The sequence below is a fragment of the Klebsiella oxytoca genome (genome assembly GCF_009707385.1).
Taxonomy (GTDB): Bacteria; Pseudomonadota; Gammaproteobacteria; order Enterobacterales; family Enterobacteriaceae; genus Klebsiella; species Klebsiella oxytoca_C.
Window position 1 is genome coordinate 2,953,867 of sequence record NZ_CP046115.1, and the last position, 26,496, is coordinate 2,980,362.

General features: G+C 56.9%; 22 protein-coding genes. 14 read left to right on the top strand and 8 right to left on the bottom strand.

The window, feature by feature from the left end; translation table 11 throughout:
* Positions 1 to 67: 67 nt before the first annotated feature.
* Positions 68 to 397 carry a multidrug/spermidine efflux SMR transporter subunit MdtI gene (mdtI, locus tag GJ746_RS13735; RefSeq protein WP_154680711.1) on the bottom strand — a complete coding sequence of 110 codons (330 nt, stop codon included), beginning with the start codon at positions 395 to 397 and terminating at the stop codon, positions 68 to 70.
* Positions 384 to 746, bottom strand: coding sequence for a multidrug/spermidine efflux SMR transporter subunit MdtJ (gene mdtJ, locus GJ746_RS13740; RefSeq protein WP_154680712.1), 363 nt, complete (start codon positions 744 to 746; stop codon positions 384 to 386). Before mdtJ ends, mdtI begins: the two co-directional genes overlap by 14 nt.
* Before the next feature lie 520 nt (positions 747 to 1,266).
* Here mdtJ and GJ746_RS13745 point away from each other — a divergent pair.
* The 9 genes from GJ746_RS13745 (at position 1,267) to mdcH (ending at position 9,813) form a co-directional block, all read left to right on the top strand.
* Entirely contained in the window at positions 1,267 to 2,301 is a 1,035-nt protein-coding gene (locus tag GJ746_RS13745; protein ID WP_154680713.1) for an AI-2E family transporter, read from the top strand.
* 461 nt (positions 2,302 to 2,762) lie between these two features.
* Positions 2,763 to 4,418: a malonate decarboxylase subunit alpha gene (gene mdcA / locus GJ746_RS13750; RefSeq protein WP_154680714.1), complete on the top strand. Its 1,656-nt coding sequence runs from the start codon at positions 2,763 to 2,765 to the stop codon at positions 4,416 to 4,418.
* The gene (locus tag GJ746_RS13755; protein ID WP_154680715.1) at positions 4,418 to 5,260 is read left to right on the top strand and encodes a triphosphoribosyl-dephospho-CoA synthase; all 843 of its coding nucleotides are present in this window, start codon (positions 4,418 to 4,420) and stop codon (positions 5,258 to 5,260) included. The genes mdcA and GJ746_RS13755 overlap by 1 nt, the downstream gene beginning before the upstream one ends.
* A 17-nt stretch (positions 5,261 to 5,277) precedes the next feature.
* Entirely contained in the window at positions 5,278 to 5,577 is a 300-nt protein-coding gene (gene mdcC, locus GJ746_RS13760; RefSeq protein WP_109213141.1) for a malonate decarboxylase acyl carrier protein, read from the top strand.
* Complete coding sequence (locus GJ746_RS13765; protein ID WP_154680716.1) at positions 5,570 to 6,403, top strand: biotin-independent malonate decarboxylase subunit beta; 834 nt, start codon at positions 5,570 to 5,572, stop codon at positions 6,401 to 6,403. The genes mdcC and GJ746_RS13765 overlap by 8 nt, the downstream gene beginning before the upstream one ends.
* On the top strand, positions 6,403 to 7,203 hold the full coding sequence (gene mdcE, locus GJ746_RS13770; protein WP_154680717.1) for a biotin-independent malonate decarboxylase subunit gamma: 801 nt from the start codon (positions 6,403 to 6,405) through the stop codon (positions 7,201 to 7,203). The genes GJ746_RS13765 and mdcE overlap by 1 nt, the downstream gene beginning before the upstream one ends.
* Positions 7,204 to 7,331: 128 nt before the next feature.
* Positions 7,332 to 8,291 carry an AEC family transporter gene (locus GJ746_RS13775; RefSeq protein WP_154680718.1) on the top strand — a complete coding sequence of 320 codons (960 nt, stop codon included), beginning with the start codon at positions 7,332 to 7,334 and terminating at the stop codon, positions 8,289 to 8,291.
* Positions 8,292 to 8,293: 2 nt separating this feature from the next.
* The gene (locus tag GJ746_RS13780) at positions 8,294 to 8,914 is read left to right on the top strand and encodes a malonate decarboxylase holo-ACP synthase (RefSeq protein WP_154680719.1); all 621 of its coding nucleotides are present in this window, start codon (positions 8,294 to 8,296) and stop codon (positions 8,912 to 8,914) included.
* Entirely contained in the window at positions 8,911 to 9,813 is a 903-nt protein-coding gene (gene mdcH / locus GJ746_RS13785) for a malonate decarboxylase subunit epsilon (RefSeq protein ID WP_154680720.1), read from the top strand. Before GJ746_RS13780 ends, mdcH begins: the two co-directional genes overlap by 4 nt.
* Here the strand turns inward: mdcH and GJ746_RS13790 are convergent.
* The 3 genes from GJ746_RS13790 to GJ746_RS13800 form a co-directional block, all read right to left on the bottom strand.
* Complete coding sequence (locus tag GJ746_RS13790; protein WP_154680721.1) at positions 9,803 to 10,729, bottom strand: LysR substrate-binding domain-containing protein; 927 nt, start codon at positions 10,727 to 10,729, stop codon at positions 9,803 to 9,805. The two genes, mdcH and GJ746_RS13790, sit on opposite strands and share 11 nt — an antisense overlap.
* Positions 10,730 to 10,943: 214 nt before the next feature.
* On the bottom strand, positions 10,944 to 12,599 hold the full coding sequence (gene mqo, locus GJ746_RS13795; RefSeq protein ID WP_154680722.1) for a malate dehydrogenase (quinone): 1,656 nt from the start codon (positions 12,597 to 12,599) through the stop codon (positions 10,944 to 10,946).
* 301 nt (positions 12,600 to 12,900) lie between these two features.
* Complete coding sequence (locus GJ746_RS13800) at positions 12,901 to 13,806, bottom strand: N-acetylmuramic acid 6-phosphate etherase (RefSeq protein ID WP_154680723.1); 906 nt, start codon at positions 13,804 to 13,806, stop codon at positions 12,901 to 12,903.
* Between the two features lie 372 nt (positions 13,807 to 14,178).
* On the opposite strand from GJ746_RS13800, the gene GJ746_RS13805 reads away from it, so the two are divergent.
* Complete coding sequence (locus tag GJ746_RS13805; protein ID WP_154680724.1) at positions 14,179 to 15,798, top strand: sensor histidine kinase; 1,620 nt, start codon at positions 14,179 to 14,181, stop codon at positions 15,796 to 15,798.
* Positions 15,795 to 16,514, top strand: coding sequence for a two-component system response regulator DcuR (gene dcuR, locus GJ746_RS13810; RefSeq protein ID WP_154680725.1), 720 nt, complete (start codon positions 15,795 to 15,797; stop codon positions 16,512 to 16,514). Before GJ746_RS13805 ends, dcuR begins: the two co-directional genes overlap by 4 nt.
* Here dcuR and GJ746_RS13815 read toward each other — a convergent pair.
* Both GJ746_RS13815 and GJ746_RS13820 read right to left on the bottom strand, forming a co-directional pair.
* Complete coding sequence (locus tag GJ746_RS13815; RefSeq protein ID WP_154680726.1) at positions 16,495 to 17,445, bottom strand: FAD:protein FMN transferase; 951 nt, start codon at positions 17,443 to 17,445, stop codon at positions 16,495 to 16,497. The genes dcuR and GJ746_RS13815 overlap by 20 nt on opposite strands.
* A gap of 69 nt (positions 17,446 to 17,514) precedes the next feature.
* Positions 17,515 to 20,292, bottom strand: coding sequence for a flavocytochrome c (locus GJ746_RS13820; RefSeq protein WP_154680727.1), 2,778 nt, complete (start codon positions 20,290 to 20,292; stop codon positions 17,515 to 17,517).
* 625 nt (positions 20,293 to 20,917) lie between these two features.
* On the opposite strand from GJ746_RS13820, the gene GJ746_RS13825 reads away from it, so the two are divergent.
* Both GJ746_RS13825 and fumA read left to right on the top strand, forming a co-directional pair.
* Complete coding sequence (locus GJ746_RS13825) at positions 20,918 to 22,423, top strand: anion permease (protein ID WP_154680728.1); 1,506 nt, start codon at positions 20,918 to 20,920, stop codon at positions 22,421 to 22,423.
* A gap of 54 nt (positions 22,424 to 22,477) precedes the next feature.
* Entirely contained in the window at positions 22,478 to 24,127 is a 1,650-nt protein-coding gene (gene fumA, locus GJ746_RS13830) for a class I fumarate hydratase FumA (RefSeq protein WP_154680729.1), read from the top strand.
* 49 nt (positions 24,128 to 24,176) lie between these two features.
* Here fumA and GJ746_RS13835 read toward each other — a convergent pair whose 3' ends face one another.
* A complete protein-coding gene (locus GJ746_RS13835; RefSeq protein ID WP_154682729.1) occupies positions 24,177 to 25,184 on the bottom strand; it encodes a LacI family DNA-binding transcriptional regulator in 1,008 nt (335 codons plus the stop codon).
* A 189-nt stretch (positions 25,185 to 25,373) separates the two neighbouring features.
* Here GJ746_RS13835 and GJ746_RS13840 point away from each other — a divergent pair, with 189 nt between their 5' ends.
* Positions 25,374 to 26,465 (top strand): cellulase family glycosylhydrolase, encoded by a 1,092-nt coding sequence (locus GJ746_RS13840; RefSeq protein ID WP_154680730.1) that lies wholly within the window; start codon positions 25,374 to 25,376, stop codon positions 26,463 to 26,465.
* Positions 26,466 to 26,496 lie beyond the last annotated feature (31 nt).

A 26,496-nucleotide genomic window follows, 5' to 3' on the forward strand; every position in this document is an offset into this window, starting at 1 on the left:
CAATAATGCGACGGGCCCAGGCTCGCTGACACAGAATTTGCCGCCCGCGTTCGCCGGCGGCATCATATTAAGCGAGTTTTATTAACACCATGCCTGCCACCAGCAGGAGCAGCCCGGCCCACCCTTTATAGTTCAAACGCTGGCCAAACAGCACCCAGCCGGCGGCCATGGTCGCGGCGATACCGAAACCGCCCCACAGCGCATAGGCCACTGACAGGTCAATTCCTTTCACCGCCTGCGAGAGCGCGCTGAAGGCGCCAAGAACCGCAGCCAGCGACATCACGCCGAAAAACTTCCGTCGAAAACCATCGGAAAACTTCAAAAAAACGTTAGCGACGATTTCCAGCACGATAGCCAGCGCCAGCCATGCGGCATGGACCCACTCAAACTGTTGCATGAGCGCTCTCCTTACCTGATTTTGCCGCTTTCTGCGTCCCGGATTTGATCAGTACAATCCCGGCAACCAGGGTAACCAGCCCGGCAATTTTTATCGTCGACAGCGTCTCGTCAAACAGCAGGACGCTGAAGATGGTGATCAGTAAAATGCCGATCCCTTCCCACAAGGCGTAGGCGACGCCGAGGGCAATTTTTTTCACTGCGAATGCCAGAAAAATATATGAAAGCGCGATCATCACCAGCATTAAAATAAAGCCAGTCTGGCCGCCGCTTACGCTTGCCCATTTCATCGACAGAGTGCCGGTAATTTCGGCAACGATAGCTAGAGCTAATAAAATCCAATAAAACATGATCCCTTCTCCTGCTTGAGAATATAATCCACCGCGGCTTACCGTAAGATAAACCGGAAAAATTCTGACGTTATTTTAGCCGTGCGCAGCGCGCCAGCTCAGGCAGAGAGAAGAAGACTAAAGCGCCGAGCGCCAGTGCTGCTCGCCAAGGAAGCGGGAGTTTAAGTGGGATACTGCAGGGTGATGAGAAATATACATCCTGAACCGATTGTCCATAAAATTACAATTATCCGCGGTATTGCTTCTCGTCATTTGCGGATGAAAATTGTCCTCTGTAGTTATACACCAGCAGATTTGTACCATAACGCCACATTTAACTCAAAGCCTTTGCAGTTCTTTACCTCTAATATTTGATTTGGATTAGCTTTTTCCAATCGCGATTGCCATTATGATTTCACTTCGTCAATTATAAATAAACGGGCATTTTTCTTTTTAGCAGACACGCAGCGTTGAGACGCCGACTTTGCCAGCGTCTACAATGAACTCACAACAGACTCAGTGCTTTCTCGCAGGGAGCGGTATGGCCAAACCCATTATCACGCTTAACGGCTTAAAAATAGTCATCATGCTCGGCATGATGGTTATCATCCTTACGGGCATTCGCTTCGCGGCGGATATTATCGTTCCTTTCATATTGGCGCTTTTCCTGGCGGTAGTGATTAACCCGCTGGTTCAGCTGATGGTACGCTGCCGGGTGCCGCGGGTGCTGGCCATTTCGCTGCTGGTGGGCGTTATTGTCCTGCTGGCCGTAATACTTCTGGCCTCGCTGGGCACCTCGCTCAACGAACTCGCGCGTACCCTGCCGCAATATCGCAATTACCTGTATGAACCGATGCAAACCGTTGCGCCGTGGTTACAGCGTTTCGGCTTCACCGTGTCGGTGGTTGAGCTGAATAAATATATAGACCCCAACGCGGTGATGACGATGGTGACCAGCCTGCTCACCCAGCTTTCAAACGCCATGTCCTCCATCTTCCTGCTGCTGCTCACGGTGGTGTTTATGCTGCTTGAAGTGCCGCAGCTTCCGGCAAAGCTGCAGCAGCTGATGTCGCGGCCGGTTGAAGGCATGGGCGCGATTCAGCGCGCGCTGGATAGCGTCTCTCATTACCTGGTGTTAAAAACCGCCATCAGCCTGGTGACCGGGCTGGTGGTTTGGGGAATGCTGGTGGTGCTGGACGTTCGCTTTGCCTTTATGTGGGGGCTGCTGGCTTTTGCGCTCAACTATATTCCCAATATCGGCTCGGTTCTCGCCGCCATCCCGCCGATTCTGCAGGTGCTGGTGTTTGGCGGTTTGTACGAAGCGCTGGTGGTTCTGGCGGGCTATCTGCTCGTTAACCTGGTGTTTGGCAACATCCTTGAACCGCGCATTATGGGCCGCGGCCTGGGGCTATCGACGCTGGTGGTGTTTCTGTCATTAATTTTCTGGGGCTGGCTGCTGGGCCCGGTTGGCATGCTGCTCTCAGTTCCGTTGACGATTATCGTCAAAATCGCCCTCGAACAGACGGTTGCCGGGCAAAGTATCGCCTTTCTGCTTAGCGATTTGAGTAAAAACTAACGACATTGCGCGCGGTTCTCCCGGAGGCGGCGCATGATGCGCCTTGTCCGGGCTACTTGTTCGCAGACGGCTGTTAACCTGTAGCCCGGGCAGGCGCTTTGCACCCCCCCGGGGGACTGAGTGCGGAGTGGCAAAACTTCCCGGAGGTGATGCTGACGCATCTGTCCGGACTACCACCTACAAACAGCTGTGAACCCGTAGCCCGGCTAAATGCAGTGCGAGCCGGGGAGAAGCTGCGCCACCGGAAAATTCCCCCACTTGTCACTTTTATATCTACGTCGCCTCCTTGTAGACCAATCATTCACCTTCATTATTGATCGCCATCACATATCTAGCCTGCTAATTATTACTCTTATGCTAACAATTCATCACCTGCCTTAATTGATGCCCGGCTCGCTCAGACGCACACTTATTCCCACACCAGGACAATCAAAACGATTCGTCGAATCAGGAGGTTAATAATGAGTGCCGAACAAACGACGGGACGCGTCTGGAACCGTCGCCGTACGGAAAAACAGCGGCGACTGGCCGAGGCCAAAGTCTCAGGCAAAGTAATCCCCACCGACCGGCTGGTTGCGGTTCTTGAGCAGCTGCTGGCCCCCGGCGACCGCGTGGTGCTGGAAGGCAACAACCAGAAACAGGCCGATTTCCTTTCGCGGATGCTGGCGGAAGTTAATCCGCAAAAAATTCACGACCTGCATATGATTATGCCGAGCGTCGGGCGAAGCGAGCACCTGGACCTCTTCGAAAAAGGTATCGCCCGCAAGCTCGATTTCTCCTTCTCCGGCACCCAGAGCCTGCGTATTTCGCAGCTGCTGGAAGATGGCCTGCTGGAAATCGGCGCTATCCACACCTACATCGAGCTTTACTCTCGCCTTTACGTTGACCTGTCGCCGAACGTCGCGCTGATCGCCGGTTATAAGGCCGACCGCAAGGGCAACCTGTACACCGGGCCAAGTACCGAAGACACTCCGGCGCTGGTGGAAGCCGCCGCGTTTCATGACGGCATCGTTATTGCCCAGGTTAACGAACTGGTTGATGACGAATGCGATCTGCCGCGCGTGGATATCCCCGGCTCGTGGATTGACTATATTGTTGTCGCAGACAAGCCGTTCTTTATCGAGCCGCTGTTTACCCGCGATCCGCGCCTGATTAAACAGGAGCATATCCTGATGGCGATGATGGCGATTAAAGGCATCTACGCCGAGCATCAGGTGCAATCCCTCAACCACGGGATCGGTTTTAATACCGCCGCCATCGAACTGCTGCTACCGACCTACGGCGAACAGCTCGGTCTGAAGGGTAAGATCTGTAAACACTGGACGCTGAACCCGCATCCCACTCTGATTCCGGCGATTGAAAGCGGCTGGGTAGAGAGCGTGCACTGCTTCGGCGGCGAGCTGGGGATGGAAGAGTACATTCGCGCGCGTCCGGATATCTTCTTTACCGGCGCCGACGGCTCCATGCGCTCCAACCGCGCCTTCTGCCAGCTGGCGGGCCAGTATGCGGTAGATATGTTTATCGGTTCGACCCTACAGGTTGATGGTCTGGCCAACTCCTCGACGGTAACCCGCGGCCGCCTCTCCGGCTTCGGCGGCGCGCCGAATATGGGTCACGACCCGCACGGTCGCCGCCACGCCACGCCGGCATGGCTTAACATGATTACCGAACCGGACCCGATGCAGCGCGGTAAAAAGCTGGTGGTACAGATGGTGGAAACCTTCCAGGCGGGCGTTAAACCGACCTTCGTGGAGAAACTCGACGCCGTTGAAGTCGCCAAAACCTCCGGGATGCCGCTGGCGCCGGTGATGATTTACGGCGATGACGTCACCCACGTGCTGACCGAAGAAGGCATCGCCTATCTCTATCGGGCAGAAAGCCTTGAAGAACGCCGGGCAATGGTAGCTGCCGTAGCCGGGATCACCGATATTGGTCTCGGCGTCGACGCCAGGCGCGTGGCCGCACTGCGTCAAAGCGGCAAAGTCGTGTATCCGGAAGATATCGGTATTCGCCGCAGCGACGCCACCCGTTCCCTGCTCGCCGCCGGCAGCGTAGCCGACCTGGTTGAGTGGTCCGACGGTCTGTACAACCCACCGGCAAAATTCCGGAGCTGGTAATGAAAAAACTCTCCCCCCAATTTGCTGAAAGCCGGGGCCGCTGGCTGGCCCAGACCGCCAGCGCCTGCCTGATTGACGAAGCGCGGCTGAGCCCCAAGCCGGGGCTGGTCGACAGCCGCGGCAGCGGCGCGCATCACGATTTGAGTCTGGCGCTGATGGAGCGCTCTGCCCGCAGCCTGCAGCCAACGTTTCACGCGCTGGCCCTGCAGAGCTGGCGGCGTCCAGCCGATATCGCCCTGCGCGAAACCGTCGGCCGTCTGGGTCGCGAAGGCGAAGCGCGGATGATGCTGGCGACCGAGGGGGTCAACACCCATCGCGGCGCTATCTGGGCGTTGGGCCTGCTGGTCAGCGCGACGGCGATGCTGGGGGGAGAAAGTCATGCACAGAAGATTACGGAAACCGCCGCCGCCCTCGCCCGTCTGCCGGACGCCTGCGCGCCCAGGACCTTTAGTAAAGGTCTGCGCGCCAGCCGCCGCTGGCAGGTTCCGGGCGCGCGGGAAGAAGCGCAGCGCGCTTTTCCGCACGTCACCACTCTGGCGCTGCCGCAGCTGTTGCGCAGCCGGGCCGAGGGAGCCAGCGAAGAACAGGCCCGGCTCGACGCGCTGATGGCGATTATGACGTCGCTTAGCGATACCTGCGTGCTCTCCCGCGCCGGAATGGCGGGCCTTGAAGCGATGCGGCAAGGCGCTGGCGAGGTGCTGGCGGCAGGAGGATGTGCGACAGCCAGAGGACGCGCCGCGCTGGCGCGTCTTGATGCGCAGATGCTGGCGCATAACGCCTCGCCGGGTGGCGCGGCGGATCTTCTTGCCGCCACCCTGTTTCTCGACCGGGTTTCCGCTTAACGCATTCAGAGGATGTTATGGAACAGATTAAATTGTCATTCCCTGCCACTCGCGGCCTCAGCGGCAAAGCGCTGGCAGGCGTTGTAGGCTCCGGCGATATGGAAGTGCTGTATACCGCCGGGCAGAGCGATACGCTCAACGTAGAAATCACCACCTCGGTGGATAACAGCCAGGCGCGCTGGAACGCGCTGTTCGAACGGCTGAGCCTGATTAACGGCCTGCCCGGCGGTCAGTTGATTATTCACGACTTCGGCGCCACGCCCGGCGTCGCGCGGATCCGTATTGAACAGGTTTTTGAGGAGGTGGCCCATGCGTAACGATCGCAGCTTTATTGAACTCCGCGCTCGTGAACGCGCCCGCATGCTGCTGGATGACGGCAGCTATCGCGAACTGTTGGATCCGTTCGAAGGCATTATGTCGCCTTGGCTGGGCGCGCAGGGCATCGTTCCGCAGTCCGATGACGGTATGGTGGTCGCAAAAGGCACCATTAACGGCCAGCCGGCGGTGGTGATTGCCATTGAAGGTACCTTCCAGGGCGGCAGCATGGGTGAGGTCTCCGGCGCGAAAATGGCCGCCGCCCTTGAACTGGCGGCGGAAGATAACCGCAACGGTATTCCAACCCAGGCGGTGCTGTGCCTGGAAACCGGCGGCGTGCGCCTGCAGGAAGCCAATCTGGGCCTTGCCGCCATCGCCGATATTCATGCCGCGATTGTCGACCTGCGCCAATACACTCCGGTGATCGGCATTGTCGCCGGTACCGTCGGCTGCTTCGGCGGCATGTCCATCGCCGCGGCGCTGTGCAGCTACCTGATTGTCACCCGCGAAGCGCGTCTGGGCCTTAACGGACCGCAGGTTATCGAGCAGGAAGCGGGGATAGAAGAGTACGATTCCCGCGACCGTCCGTTTATCTGGAGCATGACCGGCGGCGAAATTCGCTACGCCAGCGGCCTGGTGGACGCCCTGGTGGGCGACGGCATCAGCGCCGTAAAAACCGCGATGAACGACGCGATTGCCAAAGGCGTACCCGCACAGCATCGCAGCGACAAATATGAGGATTTCCTGACCCGTTTGACCCGATTCGATACCCGCCAGCAGGCGGACACCGCGCAGATCAAACAGCTATTCGCCCGGGAGGTGAAATAATGAGCCAGTTCACTAATCGCGCCGCGCTGTGGCTAAATCAGCTGGCGCCAAACGCCCCGCTAATGACCGGTCTGTGCCCATCGGTGCAGGTTGCCGACGCCGATTTTAACGGTGAAAGCGCCCGTTTTATCGCCGTGGTACCGGATGCTAATAACCATTACCCACGCGCCGCTCAGGGTGAAGTCGGCCTGCTGGAAGGCTGGACGCTGGCAAAAGTGGTCAACGAAACCATTGACGCCGATGCCGATAAGACGGTGAAGCGCCCGATTATCGCGGTTATCGATGTCCCCAGCCAGGCCTATGGCCGTCGCGAAGAAGCGTTTGGTATTCATCAGGCGCTGGCCGGGGCGGCAGGCGCATACACGAAGGCGCGTCTTGCCGGGCACCCGGTGATTGGCCTGATCGTTGGCAAAGCGATGTCCGGGGCGTTTCTCGCCCACGGCTACCAGGCCAATCGTCTGATCGCGTTTAACGACGCCGGGGTACTGGTGCATGCGATGGGTAAAGAGTCCGCCGCGCGGATCACCCTGCGCACCGTTGAGGCGCTGGAGAAACTGGCGGCAACCATTCCGCCGATGGCCTATGACGTCAGCAACTACGCGACGCTCGGCCTGCTCTCCGCCCTGCTGGATATCAGTAATCCTGATGCGCCGAGCGCCCATGACCTGACGCTGGTCACCGACACCCTGCGCGACGCCATCGCTGACGCCCGCCGGGATGCCTCACTGAAATGCCGCCTTGGCGCGGAGAACCGCCGTAGTTCCCAACTGGTACGCGATCGCATGCGCGCCAGCTGGTAGTCAGTCCCTAACCAGAAGAAAACCTGCCGGAAGCGGCCACCCGGGGCGCCATCAAGCGCCCCGGGAAGGAACCGCTTTTAGAAATAATAACAATCGCGTCAGTACTCTTTCTCATTTACAGGTGATTTATGACTTATGTGATTATCCATGCTCTCGCCCCGATTTTTGTCATCATGCTGCTGGGCTTCTGGGCCGGTAAGGCCAAAATGGTCGATAACAAGAACGTCTCTTTACTCAACATCTTCGTGATGGATTTTGCCCTGCCCGCGACGCTGTTTAGCGCCACGGTGCAAACTCCATGGAACGGTATCGTCGCCCAATCGCCGCTGGTGCTGGTACTGACCGGGGCGATGTGGATTACCTATGCGGCCATCTACTTTCTCGCCACCCGCGTGTTTAAGCGTTCACCGCAGGATGCCGCCGTGCTGACCCTGACCGTAGCGTTGCCTAACTACGCCGCTCTCGGACTGCCGATTCTGGGCAGCGTGCTCGGCGAAGGCGCATCGACCCCTCTCTCCGTGGCTGTCTCCATTGCCTGCGGCTCGGTACTGATGACGCCGTTCTGCCTGCTGATTCTGGAACGTGAAAAAGCGCTCGCCTCCGGTGAGAACAGCGGCTCGACGCTGGCGATGCTGCCGGTACTGATGTGGCGTTCGGTGAAAAAACCGATCGTCTGGGGACCGCTGCTGGGGGTTGTGCTTTCGGCAATCGGTATCAAAATGCCGGATCTGCTGCTGGCCTCTATCAAACCGCTGGGCCTGGCGGCGACCGCTGCGGCGCTGTTCCTGACCGGTGTGATTCTGTCAGCGCGTAAGCTGCAGCTCAATGCGCTGATTGCCACATCTACCATCGCTAAACTGCTGGTACAGCCGTTTATCGCCTGGGGTCTGGTGATGCTGCTGGGACTGCACGGTTCTATCGCCATTACCGCCATTCTGATGATTGCCCTGGCGGCCGGTTTCTTCGGCGTGGTCTTCGGTAACCGCTTTGGCGTACAGTCGCCGGATGCGGAAGCGGTGCTGCTGTTAAGCTCGGTTCTGTGTATCCTGTCGCTGCCGCTGTTTATCACTTTAACTTCAGGGATCTAACGATGCTATCAACGCCGCGTCCTCACGATTTAGTCTGGTTGAATAGTGCCGCCGCGCTGGAGGCGATTGAGGAACATTGGGTCGCCCGGCACTGGCGCACCAGCCTGCCGGTGGTGGTACGACGCGACGTTGACGCCTGCGCCCGCATTCCAGTGGGCGTGCGGGGCATGAAGCGCGAGCAGCGCGCCGCGGGCTGGGTACGGATGGAGAATATCGTCCGTGCCATTACTCCGGAAACGCTCGCCGATCGTCAGCAGCTTCTGCGATCGCCGTTTGTCTCTCAGCCGCCGGTACAGGCGGCTATATCACTGACCTTGCACGACTGGCCGTGGCGCTGGGGCATTACCGGCAGCACCGGCTACGCGCTGGCCACCGAAATCCCCGTGCTGCACGCCAACAGCGATCTGGATCTGCTGATCCGCGCCCCGCAGCCGCTTGCCCGCGAAGCGCTGCTCGCCTGGCAGACCCGGGTCGCGCAGCTACCCTGCCGGGCGGACACCCAGATTGAAACCCCCACCGGGGCTTTCGCGCTAAACGAGTGGCTGCGCGATGGTCGCGTCCTGCTGAAAACGTCCCGCGGCCCGCGCCTAACCGCCGAACCGTGGCTCAGGGAGGAAGCATGAAAATTCTTTTTACCTTTCCCGGTCAGGGAAACCAGCGGCCGGATATGCTCGCCGACCTTCCCGACCGCCAGAACATCCTTGCCGAGGCGCGGACCGTGCTCGGCGATGAAGTCGACCATTTAGATACCGCCGCGGCGTTAAAACACACCCGTGCGGTGCAGCTGTGCCTGCTAATCGCCGGCGTCGCCTGGGCGCGGGAGCTGGAGCGTCAGGGGGTGACTCCGGATATGGTCAGCGGCCTGTCGATAGGGGCTTTCCCGGCGGCGGTCATTGCCGGCGCGCTGGACTTCGCCGACGCGCTGCGGCTGGTAGCGCTACGCGGCGATTTAATGGAGCGGGCCTATCCTCACGGCTATGGGCTTACCGCGATTATGGGCCTGACGCTCGACCGCGTGGAGAAGCTGATTGCCGACAGCGACCTCTATATTGCCAACCTCAACGCGGAAACGCAGATTGTCATTGCCGGGCGCGATGACGAAATGGCCCGCGTGGCGCAGCTGGCGCTCTCCGCTGGCGCCAGCAAAGCGCAGCGGCTGGCGGTTAGCGTCCCTTCGCACTGCGCGCTTTTGAATAAACCCGCTGCGGAGCTGGCAAAAGCCTTCGCGGGCGTCACGCTCCAACGGCCGCGCCGCGCGTATCTGAGCGGCTCCACGGCGCGGGTGTTATGGGACCCGATAAGAATAGCCGACGACCTGGCGCTGAATATGGCGCGCACCGTGCGCTGGCAGGAAGCGATGATCGCCGCCGACGAGCGGGAGGCGCGGCTGGCAATCGAAATGCCGCCCGGCGGCGTCCTGACCTGCCTCACCCGCCAGGCAGGCTGGCAGGGAGAGTCTATTTCGCTGGAACGCAGCGGTATCGACGTCGCACGCCACCTGGCTTCCCGACTTATCGATTAAGGCTACGGGCGTACATCCGCCCTTCTGCCGCCAGCGCCAGCAGGTCGGCGTCGCGCTCGCGATGGTGCGAATAGACAATAGAGATCAGCTGGCGCATCTGATAAGGCTCCGCCAGCTTCAACAGCTGTACATCGTTTTCATACACCTTTTTCATTCGTCCCGGCAGCAGCGCAAAGCCCACCCCCGCCTGTACCAGGCTAATCATCGAAAAGATATCGTTAACCCGGGTGACGATCTCCGGCTGAAAACCGGCTATCTGAAACGCATCCTGAAAGCCCGCATAGGTAGCGAACCCTTCCGCCAGCGAAACAAATTTGCGATCGGCATAATCGCGTAGTTCAGCAGGTTTGCTGGCCTCCAGCCGCTCCGCAGCCGGGGCGGCAAGAAAAATATCATCCTCAAACAGCGGAACCACATCGAAAGAGGAATCATTGAATTCACCTTCATTGGTGGCGATCAGAATCGCATCCAGCACGTCATCTTCGAGCATATCCAGCAGCATCTGATTGGAGCCCATGGTGAGATCCAGCTCCAGTTCAGGACGGCGCAGCTTCATACCCATGATAATACGCGGCACGGTTTCAAGGGTCAGGGAGTAAAGCGTACCGATGCGCAGCCGCCCCTGCCCGACGCCCGCTACTTTGCGCGTCGCCTCCAGCCCGCGTGTCATCAGGCTCATGACGTCCTGACAGTACTCCAGCAGCGTCCACGCCGCCGGCAGCGGCAGCAGATTACGCCCTTTATGAATAAACAGCGGGCAGCCGACCCCCTCTTCCAGCGTATGCAGGGCGCGGTGGACGCTAACGCCGCTTAGCTGCATTGCCTCTGCGGTTCTGGCGATATTGCCCTTCGCCATAAACATCATAAATACCGACAGCTTGCGGAAGGTGATGTCCTGATTAATGTCGTCTTTCATGGCCCTGCGCTCCGCATTTCGGTCTTGATTAGCATTTTCTTTCGGGATTTCAAGACAGTATAACCATAATCAACGAGTGAAGGATTGGCCGGAAGGGGGATATCGCCGGGGGGAAGAGATTTTAGCAATTTAGCGTTTTCGCCAGGCAGCGAACAGAGGCCAGTAGACCCGGTGAGGCGTCAGCCGCCACCGGGCAATTTCATCGGGTGTGAACTTATAGCGCCATATCGTGCTGCGGCGAAGCTTCCGCCTTCGGCTCTGCCGGTTTGGCGGTCATAACCGGAGCGGAGGCGTTCATCTCAATCACCGGCGGTTTGGTGAGCTGGAGCGCAGCCGCGGTATCATCCCAAACCTGCTGGGTCAGCGCGACGTTGCCGTTCAGCTTCTGGCCATAGCTCGGTACGATCTCGTGAATGCGGCTCTGCCATTGCGGCGAGTTAAACTGTTCAGGGAACATCTGCTTAATCACGTTGAGCGTAATAGGCGCGGCGGTGGAAGCACCCGGCGAAGCGCCAAGCAGCGCGGAGATAGTTTTCTGCTGGTCAACAACGACTTCGGTGCCCAGCTTCAGTACGCCGCCCTTCTCGGCATCTTTTTTGATGATCTGTACGCGCTGTCCGGCCTGAATCAGCTTCCAGTCCTCTTTACGCGCGCCCGGGTAATACTCTTTCAACGCCGCAAAGCGGTCATCGTCGCTGAGCATGACCTGGCTGATGAGGTATTTCACCAGGTCAAAGTTATCCAGACCAACGTGGGTCATCGGCAGCACGTTGCTGGTAGTCGTGGTGCTCAGCAGGTCGAGGAATGAACCATTTTTGAGGAACTTAGTCGAGAAGGTCGCAAATGGCCCAAACAGTACCACGCGCTTGCCGTCAAGGTAACGGGCATCCAGGTGCGGTACCGACATCGGCGGTGCGCCCACCGAGGCCTGACCGTAAACTTTTTGCTGATGCTCGTTGGTCACCGCCGGGTTTTCGGTCATCAGGAAGGAGCCGCCAACCGGGAATCCGGCGTAGTTATCCGCTTCAGGAATACCGGTTTTTTGCAGTAATTTCAGGGCACCACCGCCGGCGCCGATAAATACGTATTTCGCATCGATCGCCTGCTCTTCGCCGCTATTAACGTTTTTAATCGTCACGTGCCAGGAATTATCGGCGTTACGTTTAAAATCGGTCACTTCAGAAGAAGTTTGCAGCGTGAAGTTATTATTTTTCTTCAGGCTGGCAATCAGCTGGCGGGTTATTTCCCCATAGTTAACGTCAGTACCCACCGGCGTCCAGGTCGCCGCAACGCGCTGCTGCGGATCGCGTCCTTCCATCACCAGCGGAGCCCACTGTTTTATTTGCTGGTGATCGGTAGAGAATTTCATGCCCTGGAATAAGGTCGTTTGCTGCAGCGCGGTATAACGCTTTTGCAGATAATCGACGTTATCACCCCAGACAAAACTCATATGCGGGGTGGAATTAATAAAGGAGTGCGGATCGTGCAACACGCCGCGTTTGACCTGCGCCGTCCAGAACTGGCGGGAGATCATAAATTGTTCGTTTATATCCAGCGCCTTGCTGACGTCGATGGTGCCGTCCGGGCGTTCCGGCGTGTAGTTCAGCTCCATATTAGCGGAGTGTCCGGTTCCGGCGTTGTTCCAGCCGTTGGAGGACTCCAGCGCGACGCCATCGAGTTTCTCAACCATTACCTGTTTCCAGTCCGGCTGTAGTTCATGCAGCCAGGTCCCCAGCGACGCGCTCATAATACCGCCGCCAATCAGCAGGAAATCGGTTTTTTTCGCGGCATCGTCATTTGCGAAGGTCGCCGTACTGACGAACATCGCTAATGCGGTCATAGATATAATCGTATTTTTAATTGCAGGCATAATAGAAATATCACATAGCACAAGTGTATTAAGAGCCTGCATATTAACGCACTTTTACTTTATTTTAAAATATCATTTACACTTTCGCACAGGCAGCTAATTATCATTAACCTGGTTTTTTAACTTAAAAAAGTAAAATAAATCTGCAGCGAAGAAATAAACCTATGATGAATATTTAACGGCAGAATAAATAACACCCTGAAAAAGCAGCTAAACCGTATGGAATAACTAAAATATTTACCTGCGGGATATTTCAAATTATACGGCGCGTATCGCGGAAATACGCGCCCCAGGGTTAACTTCAGGCAACCGGCTGCGCCGCACGCAGCGCAATCCGCAGATGGTCGTTGTGCTCCGCCAGCAGCTCGCGCGCCTGCCAGGCATCAAGCCCGCTGAGGATCATTAATATCGCCGTCCGGCAGTGCTGGTTGCAGTTGGCCAACGCCGCTTTGGCCTCGCTACGCGAACACTCCGTCGCCGCCATTACGATAGCTATCTGCCGCTCGGCCCAGCGCGGGGTACTGGCCTGCAGATCGACGCGCAGATTTTCATACACCCGCCCTGCGCGAATAGCCAGTCCGGTAGTCAGCATATTGAGGATCTGCCGCTGGGCAATTTGTGCTTTTGGATTACCAAAGCCCGCCACCGCCTCCGGGCCTGTTGGCGGGGCAATAATGATATCCGCCAGCTGCGCGGCTTCACTGCTGGTCTGCTGGGTAAGCACCGCAATTGGCGCGCCAAGCGACCACGCGTGACGCATCGCTCCCCAGACCCACGGCGTTTTGCCGCTTACCGTCAACGCCAGTAGCATATCCTGATTACTGAACTGCAACGCCTCCAGTTCAAACGCCCCAAGATCGTAATTACTCGCTGCGGTTTCCATCTCCTGCAGCGCGGCGGCTGGCCCTCCGGCGATAAGCGCGACCAGTGAATGCTTGCCATCGGGGGTAAACTCGCTCACCGTCTGCACGGCGGCGCGGCCTGACGCACCGGCGCCGATAATCACCAGCCGTCCTCCCCGACTCAGCGTCGCCGTCGCGTTATCAAGCAGTCGTGCTATTTCCGGTAAACAGGCCCCAACGGCTTCGGCAATCTGCTTATCATCCTTATGCAGCAGCGTCAGCATATCGAGAGTGGCGAGACTATCGATATGGGTGGTTTCGGGGTGGCGTCGTTCCATCATTGAAGCGGTTGGCTTACAGCTCATAAAAACCTCCATTTAAAACCGAAAGAACCTACAGGGGCGAAAGCGCTAGCGTGAGGAAAACCCTTTCATTGACCACGTTTATTAATAGCAGTGTAAAGCTTTAATGACGCGGTTTACCGCCACGGAAGTCACAGTTTTCGCCCCCTGAAGCCATTCAGCTGTCTATTGGTCGTTATTCAGGCAGTATATGCATTAGCCCTACGAAACTTGCATGAGGCATATTGTGACGCGTCGCTTACCGGTCCCTGCGGCAGATAAAAAAACAGCAGTTAAGACGGCTTTTCATCCGTCTTATTTGCTTTTTTTACACGGCTTTATGAAAGCCGCCCATTCAGCGATAATACATATCTATGAGTTTTTTCTGGGATTGGTATGAAGCAATTAGCGCCGCAGGCGTCCCCCGCGCGTAAACGCCCGATGAGTATGAAGCTAAGTACCGCCGTCACCTTGATGATTGGCAGCGTCATCGGCTCGGTACTGATTCTGGTTTATGCCCTGTGGTTTATGCAGATCGGCAGCGCCACCCGCGAGGGCGTGAAAGATACAGCCCTGGCGGTAGCACGAACGCTCGCCGACACCCCGGAAGTCAAGCGCGGTCTGACGCTGCCGCCGGACAGCGGTATTATTCAGCCGTTGGCGCTGGCCGCCGCCAAACGCAATGGCCTGCTGTTTGCGGTCGTTACCAATATGGACGGCATTCGGTTTTCGCATCCCAACAGTCAGATTATCGGTAAACCCTTTATTGGCGACGATATTCAGCCGACGCTGCAGGGCAAAGAGAACGTTGCCGTCAACCACGGCGTGCTGGCCCAGGCCCTGCGGATATTTACTCCGGTTTTTGACGATAATCGCCGGCAAATCGGCGTGGTGGCGATTGGCATTTCGTTAAGCAAAGTGGATACCCAGATCGCCGCCAGCCGCTGGGATGTGATTCTGACCGTGCTGTTCAGCGCCGTCGTTTGCGCTGTTGGCACCTGGAGCCTGGTTCGCGGCCTCAAACGCGTCCTGCTGGGCCTTGAGCCGCAGGAGATCTCAACTCAGTTCCAGCAGCGCCAGGCGATGCTGCATTCCTTAAAAGAAGGCGTCGTGGCGGTAGATGCCGACGGGCAGGTGACGCTGATTAACCCCGCCGCGCGCGATATGCTGTTTAGCGGGCCCGATAACGACATCGCGCAAACCCCGCTCCTGGCGGATTTGCAGGAAGTTCTGCACACCGGAGAGCCGATTTACGATCGGGAGCTGGGCTGCAACGGTCTTTTGCTTATTAGCAATACGGTTCCCGTCCGCAGCCAGGATGACGTGGTTGGCGCGATCAGCACCTTCCGGGATAAAACGGAAGTCAGCCAGCTGCTACAGCGGCTCGACGGAATGGTGAACTATGTCGACGCCCTGCGCACCACCTCCCATGAATTCATGAACAAGCTGCACGTGATCCTCGGCCTGTTGAATATGAAAAGCTACAGCCAGCTTGAAGCGTACGTCTTACAGACCGCCCACACTTATCAGGCGGATATCGGCGAGATCCAGCACCGAATTAAATCACCGGTAGTGGCGGGCTTTTTAATCGGCAAAATTCAGCATGCCAGGGAGCGCGGTTTTACCCTTACCCTCGCGGAAGAGAGCCAGGTTCCGGACTGCCCGAACGAAAAGCAGGTCACCATACTGGTCACGGTACTGGGCAATTTAATCGAGAACGCGCTGGATGCCATGAACGGCCAGGCTGAAGGCGAAGTCAGCCTGCTACTGCATTATCAGAACGGCTGGCTGAGCGGTGAAGTCAGCGATGATGGTCCCGGGATCCCGGAAGCGTTCATCGATGATATTTTTAATAAAGGATTTTCCACTAAAGGCGAAAATCGCGGCGTCGGGCTATTTCTCGCCAGCCAGCAGCTTCGCGAGCTGGGCGGGTCGCTGTCCGTCGAGTCCGAACCCGGCGTGTTTACCCAATTTTTTGTTCATCTCCCCTGGGATAGTAAAAGGAAAAGTACGTGATAAATGTCTTAATTGTTGACGATGATGCCATGGTTGCCGAACTGAACCGCCTGTACGTGGCGCGCGTCAGCGGCTTCCGCTGTAGCGGCACGGCGTCTACGCTGAGTAAAGCCAGGGAGATGATTAACGATAAGGGTCTGGAGATAGATCTGGTCCTGCTGGATGTCTATATGCAGCAGGATAGCGGTCTGGATCTGCTGCCTGCCATTCGCGCTTCCGGGCGGGCCATCGACGTCATTATGATCACTTCTGCCGCCGACGCCGCGACGGTTCAGGCCTCTATGCGCTACGGCGTGGTGGATTATTTGATTAAACCCTTCCAGTTCCCGCGGTTTGAAGAGGCGCTGACCGCCTGGCGCGAAAAACGTAAGCTGATGACCGGTCAGCCCTATTATGAACAAGCGGACGTCGACCGGCTTTTGCACGGCGGCGTGCCGGAGACCGCTGATTCACGCAAACTGCCGAAAGGCTTAACCCCACAGACGCTGCGCACTCTTTGCCAGTGGATTGATGCCCATCCGGACATCGAGTTCTCAACCGACGAACTGGCGGCGGCGGTAAATATCTCCCGGGTATCTTGCCGTAAATATTTAATTTGGCTGGCGCAAATTAACATTCTTTACACCAGCATTCATTACGGCGCCACCGGACGTCCGGTGTATCGCTATCACCTGATAGCCGAGCAGTACGGGCTGCTTAAGCAGTACTGCCAGTAAGCCGGTAGCCGTCATCCAGCAGCTGAAAGCGGAAACGGCGCCGGGAAGAGAGGATAACGTCGCGGTTTTTGGTGACCAAAATCGCTTCGATATCCTCGCGCTGGCGCAGCGCCGCGCAGCCTTTCTCCACGCCAAGGCCGTAAATCAGGGTGCTCCAGATATCGCCGTCCAGCGAGTCGGCGGAAATAATCGTTACGCTCTCCAGTTCATTATCCAGCGGATAGCCGCTGCGCGGGTCGAGAATATGGTGCCAGCGTTTACCATCCTGCTCGAAATAACGCTCGTAAATGCCCGAGGTCACCACCGACTGCCCCACCACTTCAATACTGCCAATCAGCGCATCCGCCGCGGAGTACGGTTTTTTCAGCCCTATGGACCACTCGCCGAGGATGTGGACGTTACCGCCAAGGTTAATCAGCGCGGCGTTAATCCCCTGCTGCTGCAGATAGTCACGCACCCGATCGGCGATATATCCTTTGGCGATGGCACCAAGATCGATCTCCATTCCCGCCTGGGCGAGATAGACGCTGCAGGCGGCGTCATCGAGGATCACATCCTGCGGTCGCGTTAGCGTCAGCCGGGCGGCAATATCCTGCGCTGCGGGTACGCGATGGCCCTGAAAGCCAATGCGCCACAGCTTCACCAGCGGACCAATCGCGAGGTTAAACGCGCTGTCGCGCACCATGCTGGCGGCTTTGGCGCATTTGATCAGCGCGTAGACCGGACGGCTTACCGTCACCGGATGCCGCCCGGCGGCCTGGTTGATATCCATCACCTGAGAGTGCGCGCGGTTAACGGTGAAAAGATCTTCATAGCCTTTAATCAGTTGAAAAACGCGGGACGCGAGAGGTTCATCGTGAACATAGAGCTTAAGCAGGATGGGGGATCCCATCAGCACGGCGGAGTAGCTGTAGACGCGGTTGTCGGACATAACGCACTCCCAAAGAGAGGTAAATACGCCGGGCCGCATATTGGCCTGCCCGGCGGGATTGCTTACGCATTAACCTCTGGCACGTGTCGCCGCCTGATGGCCTGCGAGGGTGCCGAAGATGATAATGTCGGCCACCGCGTTGCCGCCGATGCGGTTACCGCCGTGAATGCCGCCGACCACTTCCCCCGCGGCAAAAGCGCCCGGAATCACCTGTTCGCTGGCGTTCAGCACCGCGGTGTCCGTATTGATGGTCACGCCACCCATGGTGTGGTGAATCCCCGGCGCGATACGAATCGCATGGTACGGGCCCTCATTAATCGGCGCGCGCAGCGCGGTCGTACGGCCGAAGACAGCGTCATGCTGTTTTTCAACAAAGCCGTTGTAGCGCTCCAGCGTATTGAGGAAAGCATGGTAATCCATCCCCAGTTTGTCCGCCAGTTCGCGCGGCGAGCTGGCGCTGGTGACAAAACCTTTGGCGATGTACTCGTCGGCGGCTTTGTTTTTCGCTCTCACGTGCTCGTCAAAGACGATATAAGCGAAGTGCTCCGGTAGCGCAATAATCGATGCCGAAACTTTATCGCGGGTTTCCATCTCGTTGAAGAAGCGGTTGCCCTGCTGATTCACCAGAATCGCCCCGCCGCCGCGGATCGACTCGGAAATAAGATACGAGGTCTGCTGTTCGACGGTCGGGTGAATCTGGATTTCGCCCATATCAACCGTGCCCGCGCCGATATGTTCCAACAGCGCGATACCGCCGCCGGTCGCTCCTTTATGGTTGGTGGTCACAAAGCCCGCCAGATCCGGGCGGTATTTCACTACCATCGCGCTGTTGGCGCTGAAACCGCCGGTAGCCACCACAATACTCTTCGTCTGTACCACAACGGTTTCTTGTTCATCGTTAAGCAGACGTACGCCGCTTACCTCATCGTTGGTCATCAGGATCTCTTCAACCGATGTATCCAGCAGGACATCAATGCCGCGTTTGGTGATATTACGTACCAGGCCGCTGATCAGGTAGCCACCTACCGCCGACCCGTCGCGCGGACGGTGGGTGCGGTCAATGCTCATCCCGCCGGTGGTGGTGATATCGTTGAGCATAATGCCGCGACGCGCCAGCCACTCAATGGCCTCCGGCGCATTCTCCACGAAGCAGCGCAGCAGCTGCGGGTTGTTTTTGTTCTTACCGCCTTTCAGCGTTTCTTGATAGAACAGCTCTTTGCTGTCCTCAATGCCTTTCGCGCGCTGGAAGCGCGTCTCCGCGGCGTTCATCCCGGCAGAGGCTTTGATCGTGTTGCCGCCGATAGTTGGCATTTTTTCAACGATCAGCACGCTCGCTCCTTCATCGTGCGCCTGGATCGCTGCCGCCAGACCGGCACCGCCGCTGCCGACCACCACCACATCGTAGCTTTTCGGCCCGGCATCGCCTTCGCCCTCTTCGGCGGCCAGCGCTTTGCTGGACTTCAGCATCGCTTTAGAGACCGCTTTTTTCACCGCTTCGCTCTGGCTGGTCGCCCCGGAAATCGCATCCACGTGCGGAGTGTTGGCGCTGAGAATACGTTCGCGGATCTCTTCAAAGCTGGTGGTGAACTCGACGGTCTGCACCGGGCCTGCCGCCAGTGCGATATCGGCAATGCGGTCGTTTTCCAGGCTAACGTTGATAACCAGCTCGTTAGCGTCTTCCTGAACGGTTTCGACGAACATACCCGGTTTAAATTTCGCGTCGCCCATGCTCATATCGCGGATCATCGCTTCTACCAGCGAGAAGCGCCACAGCGGTTCCGGAATGTTCAGCGCTTCTCGCTGGGTGCTGTCGATGAACAGCTCCAGCTCTTCGCCGGCGGCGATGCGCGCCGTCCAGTCAGGATAAGCGATACAGGCGCGCCCCACCGCCAGCAGATCGTAGCCGTGATCCAGTCCCTGTTCGGCATCGGCCGCGTTAACCACGCCGCCCACGCCCATCACCGGTACCTGAGCTAAGGTTTCAGAGCGCATAGCGCAATATTTTTCAATCAGCGGCGTTGGATCGCGGGTATCGACAATTGAGGGACGCAGCGTGGCGCCAACTGAAAAGTGCAGATAGTCCACGCCGCGGGCGGCCAGTTTTTCCAGCAGATACATGGTGTCAGCAAAACGGATACCGGGGACTTCCATCTCTTCAGGAGAGAAACGATAGCCAATAATGAAAGCGTCATCGGCGTACTGACGAGCCATTTTGTGCGTGATATCCAGCACCGCCAGCGGAAATTTTGCGCGGTTATCCCGGCTACCGCCCCACTCGTCGTCGCGCTGGTTAGAGTTTGGCGAATAAAATTGTTGGATCAGGTAGGTGTTCGCGCCGTGAATTTCAACGCCGTCGAAACCCGCCTGAATAGCGCGGCGTACGCCTTCACCAAACTTCGCGATCATACCTTCAACTTCTTCCCCGCTCAGCGCACGCGGCGTCGCGGCGCCATCGCGCGGTGCGGCAATTGCGCTGGGGGCGACCGGCTGGCGTCCGCCAATCAGCTGCGGGTCGACCATCCGGCCACCGTGATAAATCTGCAGAATTGCTTTAGAGCCTTCCGCTTTGATAGCCGCGGCGATTTTCGCCAGGCCGGCTATTTTTTCGTCGTTATCGATACCGATAGCGCCCGGAAACGCCAGACCGTAATTATCGACAAAGCAGCACTCCACGATGATGGCGCCGATACTGCCGGCGCGAGCGCGGTAGTACTCCACCAGCTCACTGGTCACGGTACCGTCAAAATAACCCGTGCAGGTGGTCATCGGCGCCATTAACAGGCGGTTTTTCAGTTCAGTACCGTTGGGTAAAGTAAAAGGACGCAGAATTCGTTGGTTACTGGTCATAATGACGCTCCAGACTTTAAATATAAAATTCAGAATTGGGTGACAGGATTATTTTTATTGTCGTTGGTAACCCCTTAAGTCATGGTAATAATATAGCGCTATTTTTAGTTACTAAAGAAATTACATTAGTTAAAAAACTATTTAATACCAACAATAACATCCATACCTCCATTGTATTATTAAATAAAAATAATTCTTTCACACAATCGAGATAAACGATAACAAAACGGAAACCTTTGTTAAGGTCAAATATTAATCATATAAATAAAAAATAAAATTAAAATCATGTATTTAAAAACAAATTAAAAGCCAGGGTGAATTTTAAATTTAACATTTATACGTATTTCTACCAAATAAAAACCACATCCTTTAGGGTTATTATGATTGATAAAAAAAGTGACCGGCAAGCCGTTTTTCTTGATCTCAATCAATTGCAACGGCGTATGAAAGCGCAATATATAAATAACCCAATATTTTATTTTAACGCCCAAAGAAAAGCGTTAATTAACTGTCAGCGTAATAACCAGAGCCGGTAATTAATAATTAAAGAAAGTTTTGCAACTAAAAAAACCGGACGGCTATTCGGCGACAAAACTCTATTTTTAACTACTTGCAGATACTCATTATGAAAGAGAAAAAGACAACCATACCGCCTGCCGGTGCAGCAACAAAGGCTGCTTCTAAACGTCTGCTGATGATGGCGATGCCCATTATCGTCGCCGTACTCCTGCTATTTGTCCCGGTGCCCGATGGCCTGCCCCCTTACGCCTGGCACTACTTTGCTATTTTCGTCGGCGTGATCGTCGGTCTGATCTTCGAACCGCTGCCGGGGGCAGTGATTGGGCTCACCGGCGTTGTGGTCATTGCCTTGTGCAGCCAATGGCTCCTCTTCAGTCCTGAACAGCTGTCCGCGCCAAACTTCAGGCTTGCCGGCGCCTCTTTTAAATGGGCGGTGAGCGGTTTTGGTAACTCGACCGTGTGGCTTATCTTCGGCGCTTTCATGTTTGCCGCCGGTTACGATAAAACCCAGTTCGGCCGCCGTCTGGCGCTGATTCTGGTGAAATATCTCGGCCGCCGCAGCCTGACGCTGGGCTACGCTATCACCTTCGCCGACCTGCTGCTGGCGCCGTTTACGCCATCCAATACCGCGCGCAGCGGGGGGACCATCTACCCGATCATCGCAAACCTGCCGCCGCTGTACGGTTCTAAACCTAACGACCCAAGCGCGCGCCGCATTGGCTCTTATCTGATGTGGGTGGCGATCACCGCGGCCTGTATCACCAGCTCCATGTTCCTTTCCGCCCTCGCGCCAAACCTGCTGGCTCTGGCGCTGGTGAAAAGCATCGTCGGCATTAATATCTCCTGGGGCACCTGGTTTATTGCCTTCCTGCCGCTGGGTATTCTGTTGATTCTGGCCATGCCGCTGCTGGCCTACTGGCTCTATCCGCCGGAAGTGAAAGTAAACGATGAAGTGCCGCTGTGGGCCGCGCGCGAGCTGGAAAAACTTGGCCGCCTGTCACGTAACGAAATTCTGCTGCTGGTCTTTGTCTGCTTCGCGCTGATGATGTGGATCTTCGCCGCCGAATGGATTGAACCGGCGCTGGCCGCACTGCTGGTCATCGTGCTGATGCTGTGGACCGGCGTCCTCTCGTGGAACGATATCACCAGCAACAAAGCGGCGTGGAACACCTTCGCCTGGTTCGCCACCCTGGTGGCGCTGGCCGACGGCCTCTCCTCCACCGGTTTTATCGCCTGGCTGGGTAAAGAAGGCGGCGCGCTGATGAGCGGTATCTCCCCGGGCGTTGCCACCGTGGTACTGCTGCTGGCGTTCTATCTGCTGCACTATCTGTTTGCCAGCACCACTGCGCACACCACCGCGCTGCTGCCGGCGATGCTGACTATCGCCTCCACCATTCCGGGGATGAATATGCAGGTGTTCGTACTGCTGATGGTGACCTCGCTCGGCGTGATGGGGATTATCACCCCCTACGGTACCGGCCCCAGCCCAATTTACTACGGCAGCGGCTATCTGCCGACCAAAGACTACTGGCGTCTCGGTACTATCTTCGGCGCCATCTTCCTGGCCGCCCTGCTGCTGATTGGCTATCCGTGGATGTCCATGATGTTCTGATTCATAACCGTCGGGCGTTAAACCCCGGCGGTTTTACTCTTAGGGAGCAAAGCAATGTCGACTAAACCGTTTGTCTATCAGGAAGCATTTCCGTTAGCGAAAGATGAAACTGAATACTATCTGCTGAGCAAAGAGTACGTCTCGATGGCTGAATTCGAAGGCCAGGAGATCCTCAAAGTGGAACCACAGGCTCTGACTCTGCTGGCGCAGCAGGCGTTTCACGACGCAGCGTTTATGCTGCGCGTATCCCACCAGAAACAGGTCGCGCAGATCCTTCTCGATCCAGAGGCCAGCGACAACGATAAATACGTGGCGCTGCAGTTCCTGCGTAACTCCGACATCGCCGCCAAAGGCGTGCTGCCCACCTGTCAGGACACCGGTACGGCGATTATTATGGGTAAGAAAGGCCAGCGCGTGTGGACCGGCGGCGGCGATGAAGCCGCCCTCGCCCGCGGCGTCTATAACGCCTATACCGAAGACAATCTGCGCTATTCGCAGAACGCCGCGCTGGATATGTATAAAGAGGTCAATACCGGCACCAACCTGCCCGCTCAAATCGACCTGTACAGCGTCGACGGCGACGAATATAAGTTTTTGTGCATGGCCAAAGGCGGCGGCTCGGCGAATAAAACCTATCTGTACCAGGAAACCAAAGCGTTAATCACCCCGGCGAAGCTGAAAAACTATCTTGTCGAGAAGATGCGCACTCTCGGCACCGCCGCCTGCCCGCCGTACCATATCGCCTTTGTGATTGGTGGTACCTCGGCAGAAGCGACCCTGAAAACGGTCAAGCTGGCCTCAACCCACTACTATGACGGTCTGCCGACCGAAGGCAACGAGCACGGTCAGGCCTTCCGCGATCTTCAGCTGGAACAGGAGCTGCAGCTTGAGGCGCAAAACCTTGGCCTCGGCGCCCAGTTCGGCGGCAAATACTTCGCTCACGATATTCGCGTCATCCGCCTGCCGCGCCACGGCGCATCGTGCCCGGTGGGCATGGGCGTCTCCTGCTCGGCGGATCGTAATATCAAAGCTAAAATCAACCGCCACGGCATCTGGATTGAGAAACTGGAGAGCAATCCGGGCCAGTATATTCCCGAGTATCTGCGCCAGCAGGGTGAAGGTAATGTGGTTAGCATTAACCTGAATCAGCCGATGAACGAGATTCTGGCTCAGCTTTCCGCCCACCCTGTATCAACGCGCCTGACCCTCAACGGCACCATTATCGTGGCGCGCGATATCGCCCATGCGAAACTCAAAGAGCTGATCGATAGCGGAGAGGAACTGCCGCAGTACGTCAAAGATCATCCGATCTACTACGCGGGTCCGGCGAAAACCCCGGAGGGCTATGCGTCAGGCTCCCTTGGTCCTACGACCGCTGGCCGCATGGATTCTTACGTCGATCTGCTGCAATCCCACGGCGCAAGCATGGTGATGCTGGCTAAAGGCAACCGCAGCCAGCAGGTCACCGACGCCTGTCATAAGCACGGCGGTTTCTATCTTGGCAGCATCGGCGGCCCGGCGGCGGTACTGGCGCAGCAGAGCATCAAGAGCCTGGAGTGCGTGGCGTACCCGGAACTGGGGATGGAAGCTATCTGGAAAATTGAGGTGGAAAACTTCCCGGCGTTTATTCTGGTAGATGACAAAGGTAACGATTTCTTCCAGCAGATCCAGAATAAGCAGTGCGCAGGCTGTTCGCAGCGCTAATAAAAGATCGGCCTGACCCTCAGGGCCGCCGAATGGCGGCCTTTTTTTATCACCGCTGGCTCGATTTGCGCGTTTGCAGCCGTCCGGCAAGCGTCACGTGGGTGGCCGCATCTTCTTCATTGCACAGATACTCAACCGCCAGCCTGCCCAGCTCGCTGTACGGGAGCTGGATACTGGTCAACGGCGGCGTAAGCTGCTCAGAAATCTTTTGATCGTCGTAGCCCGCCACCAGAATATCGTCAGGGATCGCGAGGCCGTGCATCGCCAGCGCCTGATAGCAGCCAATCGTCAGCCAGTCGCTGGCGCAAAAAATAGCATCGGGACGCGGCTCCAGCGTGAGCAGCTTTACCGTGGCCTGATGGGACTCGCTAAACTGCCAGTTGGTCTCATAAACCCACTCCTCCTGCACGGTGATTTCCGCCTGCTCCAGCGCCGCGCGCCACCCTGCCAGACGCTGCCTGGTGGCTTCCATCCACGTTTCGCCGGTAATATGCGCCACCCGGCTCGCGCCCTGCTGTATCAGATGGCGGGTAACCTGGAAGGCGTTGGCATAGTCATCCGGAACAAAAGACGGTAGCAGCGGCGAATCCGGATCGCGCTGGTTGAGCAGCACCAGCGGCAGCTCGGTACAATCGCGAAACTGCGACATATCGCTAATGGTCGTCACCGGCGAAGCCAGAATTATTCCCACACAGTTACGCTTTTCCAGCTGACGAATGATGTTGATCGCCAGCTCTGCATCATCGCCATATTCATAGACCGTCAACAGAATTTCATTGCGCCACGCCGCCTCGCGGGCCTGGCTGATAGCGTCGATAAACGGATCGTAGCTCTGTAAGGAGCTAATCAACAAGGCAATCTCTTGCTGATTACGCGGCGAATGGATGGCGGGCAAACGGTCATAACCCAGCGTTGTCGCCACCTCGATGACTCTCTGGCGCGTCTCTTCGCTGAGTTTAATATTACGTGACTGATTCAGCACCAGCGACACCGTCGCCTGCGAGACCCCCGCGGCTCTGGCAATATCGTTCATTGTCACTTTGGTTTTACGTTTCATCATCACTTCCCTTCGCTCGAGGAACCCACATCATAACCGCAGTTTGCTACGCTCGCGCCCTTGCTCACATTTCTTTGCTTTACTGCCGCCAGGATTGTGACCTTCTTCGCTTTTTTCCGCTTCACCATTTGCTCATATATACGCCAACTAATATTTATTAGCTAATTATTATCAGCTGGAGAGAGAACCATGAAACAGCAGTGGACATCAGAACAGGCGCAAACGTGGTACCAACAGCAGGGATGGCTATGCGGCTTTAACTACCTTCCGTCAACGGCGGTGAACTGGACCGATATCTGGCAGGCGGAAACCTTTGATGCGCAAACGATCGACCGCGAACTTGGCTGGGCGGCAGAGGTTGGCTACAACTCCTTGCGTATCAACCTGCCGTTTATTGTCTGGCAGCACGATCGCGATGGGCTAATCGCCCGTATCGACCAGTTTCTGACTCTGGCCGATAACCGCGGTTTTCGCACAATGCTGACGCTGATGGATGATTGTGGATTCTCCGGCGATGAGCCCTATCTCGGAGCGCAAAAAGCGCCGGTCCCGGGAAAACACAACAGCCAGGCTGCCGCCAGTCCGGGCAGGGAAATCGTCTGCAACCGCGACGCCTGGCCGGAGGTTGAGCGCTATCTACGCGATATCGTGCGTCAGTTCCGCGACGATCGCCGCGTGCTGCTCTGGGACCTGTATAACGAACCGGGCAATCGCGGCATCTTTTCCAGCGGCACCGTTGAAGTGCTGTACGACGAAAAGCTGGAGCACTATGCCCTGGAGCTGATGAAGTCGGCGTTTCGCTGGGTACGCGAAGAGGATCCGACGCAGCCGCTAACCGTTTGCGCGTGGAAATTACCTGAAGAAACGGCAAACGAAGTGTTCTATCAGCATCCCTTAGATCAGGCGGCGCTGGCGCTCTCCGATGTCATTAGCTTTCACGCCTACACCAATACCGCCCGGATGGTCGCCATTATCCATCAGCTTCAGCAGCTTGGGCGGCCTTTATTCTGTACCGAGTGGCTGGCGCGCCATGTCGGCAGCCTGATTGAGGAACAGCTTCCGCTGATGCATGCCGCCAACGTCGCGCCTTACCAGTGGGGGCTGGTACGCGGCAAAACCCAGACCTGGCTGCCCTGGCCGGTGATTATGAAAAACGCTCCGGATTACTGCCGCCTGTGGTTTCACGACGTATTTGATGAAAACGGCATTCCGTTTGCTAAAAGCGAAATGGCGCTGGTGCGTAAATTAAGCCAGATTGGCCTGCACCCCACTAACGCATAAAAACATTATCTCTACAGATGCTCCGACCGGA

What these genes read in the sequence shown, in the direction of transcription:
- GJ746_RS13765 (WP_154680716.1), top strand. Translation starts at nt 5,570, where the DNA reads ATGCGTAACGATCGCAGCTTTATTGAACTCCGCGCTCGTGAACGCGCC.
- mdtJ (WP_154680712.1), bottom strand. Translation starts at nt 746, where the DNA reads ATGTTTTATTGGATTTTATTAGCTCTAGCTATCGTTGCCGAAATTACC.
- GJ746_RS13815 (WP_154680726.1), bottom strand. Translation starts at nt 17,445, where the DNA reads ATGTCCGACAACCGCGTCTACAGCTACTCCGCCGTGCTGATGGGATCC.
- GJ746_RS13840 (WP_154680730.1), top strand. Translation starts at nt 25,374, where the DNA reads ATGAAACAGCAGTGGACATCAGAACAGGCGCAAACGTGGTACCAACAG.
- GJ746_RS13805 (WP_154680724.1), top strand. Translation starts at nt 14,179, where the DNA reads ATGAAGCAATTAGCGCCGCAGGCGTCCCCCGCGCGTAAACGCCCGATG.
- GJ746_RS13800 (WP_154680723.1), bottom strand. Translation starts at nt 13,806, where the DNA reads ATGAGCTGTAAGCCAACCGCTTCAATGATGGAACGACGCCACCCCGAA.
- mdtI (WP_154680711.1), bottom strand. Translation starts at nt 397, where the DNA reads ATGCAACAGTTTGAGTGGGTCCATGCCGCATGGCTGGCGCTGGCTATC.
- mdcH (WP_154680720.1), top strand. Translation starts at nt 8,911, where the DNA reads ATGAAAATTCTTTTTACCTTTCCCGGTCAGGGAAACCAGCGGCCGGAT.
- mdcA (WP_154680714.1), top strand. Translation starts at nt 2,763, where the DNA reads ATGAGTGCCGAACAAACGACGGGACGCGTCTGGAACCGTCGCCGTACG.
- mqo (WP_154680722.1), bottom strand. Translation starts at nt 12,599, where the DNA reads ATGCCTGCAATTAAAAATACGATTATATCTATGACCGCATTAGCGATG.
- mdcC (WP_109213141.1), top strand. Translation starts at nt 5,278, where the DNA reads ATGGAACAGATTAAATTGTCATTCCCTGCCACTCGCGGCCTCAGCGGC.
- GJ746_RS13820 (WP_154680727.1), bottom strand. Translation starts at nt 20,292, where the DNA reads ATGACCAGTAACCAACGAATTCTGCGTCCTTTTACTTTACCCAACGGT.
- GJ746_RS13825 (WP_154680728.1), top strand. Translation starts at nt 20,918, where the DNA reads ATGAAAGAGAAAAAGACAACCATACCGCCTGCCGGTGCAGCAACAAAG.
- GJ746_RS13790 (WP_154680721.1), bottom strand. Translation starts at nt 10,729, where the DNA reads ATGAAAGACGACATTAATCAGGACATCACCTTCCGCAAGCTGTCGGTA.
- fumA (WP_154680729.1), top strand. Translation starts at nt 22,478, where the DNA reads ATGTCGACTAAACCGTTTGTCTATCAGGAAGCATTTCCGTTAGCGAAA.
- GJ746_RS13775 (WP_154680718.1), top strand. Translation starts at nt 7,332, where the DNA reads ATGACTTATGTGATTATCCATGCTCTCGCCCCGATTTTTGTCATCATG.
- GJ746_RS13780 (WP_154680719.1), top strand. Translation starts at nt 8,294, where the DNA reads ATGCTATCAACGCCGCGTCCTCACGATTTAGTCTGGTTGAATAGTGCC.
- GJ746_RS13745 (WP_154680713.1), top strand. Translation starts at nt 1,267, where the DNA reads ATGGCCAAACCCATTATCACGCTTAACGGCTTAAAAATAGTCATCATG.
- GJ746_RS13755 (WP_154680715.1), top strand. Translation starts at nt 4,418, where the DNA reads ATGAAAAAACTCTCCCCCCAATTTGCTGAAAGCCGGGGCCGCTGGCTG.
- GJ746_RS13835 (WP_154682729.1), bottom strand. Translation starts at nt 25,184, where the DNA reads ATGAAACGTAAAACCAAAGTGACAATGAACGATATTGCCAGAGCCGCG.
- mdcE (WP_154680717.1), top strand. Translation starts at nt 6,403, where the DNA reads ATGAGCCAGTTCACTAATCGCGCCGCGCTGTGGCTAAATCAGCTGGCG.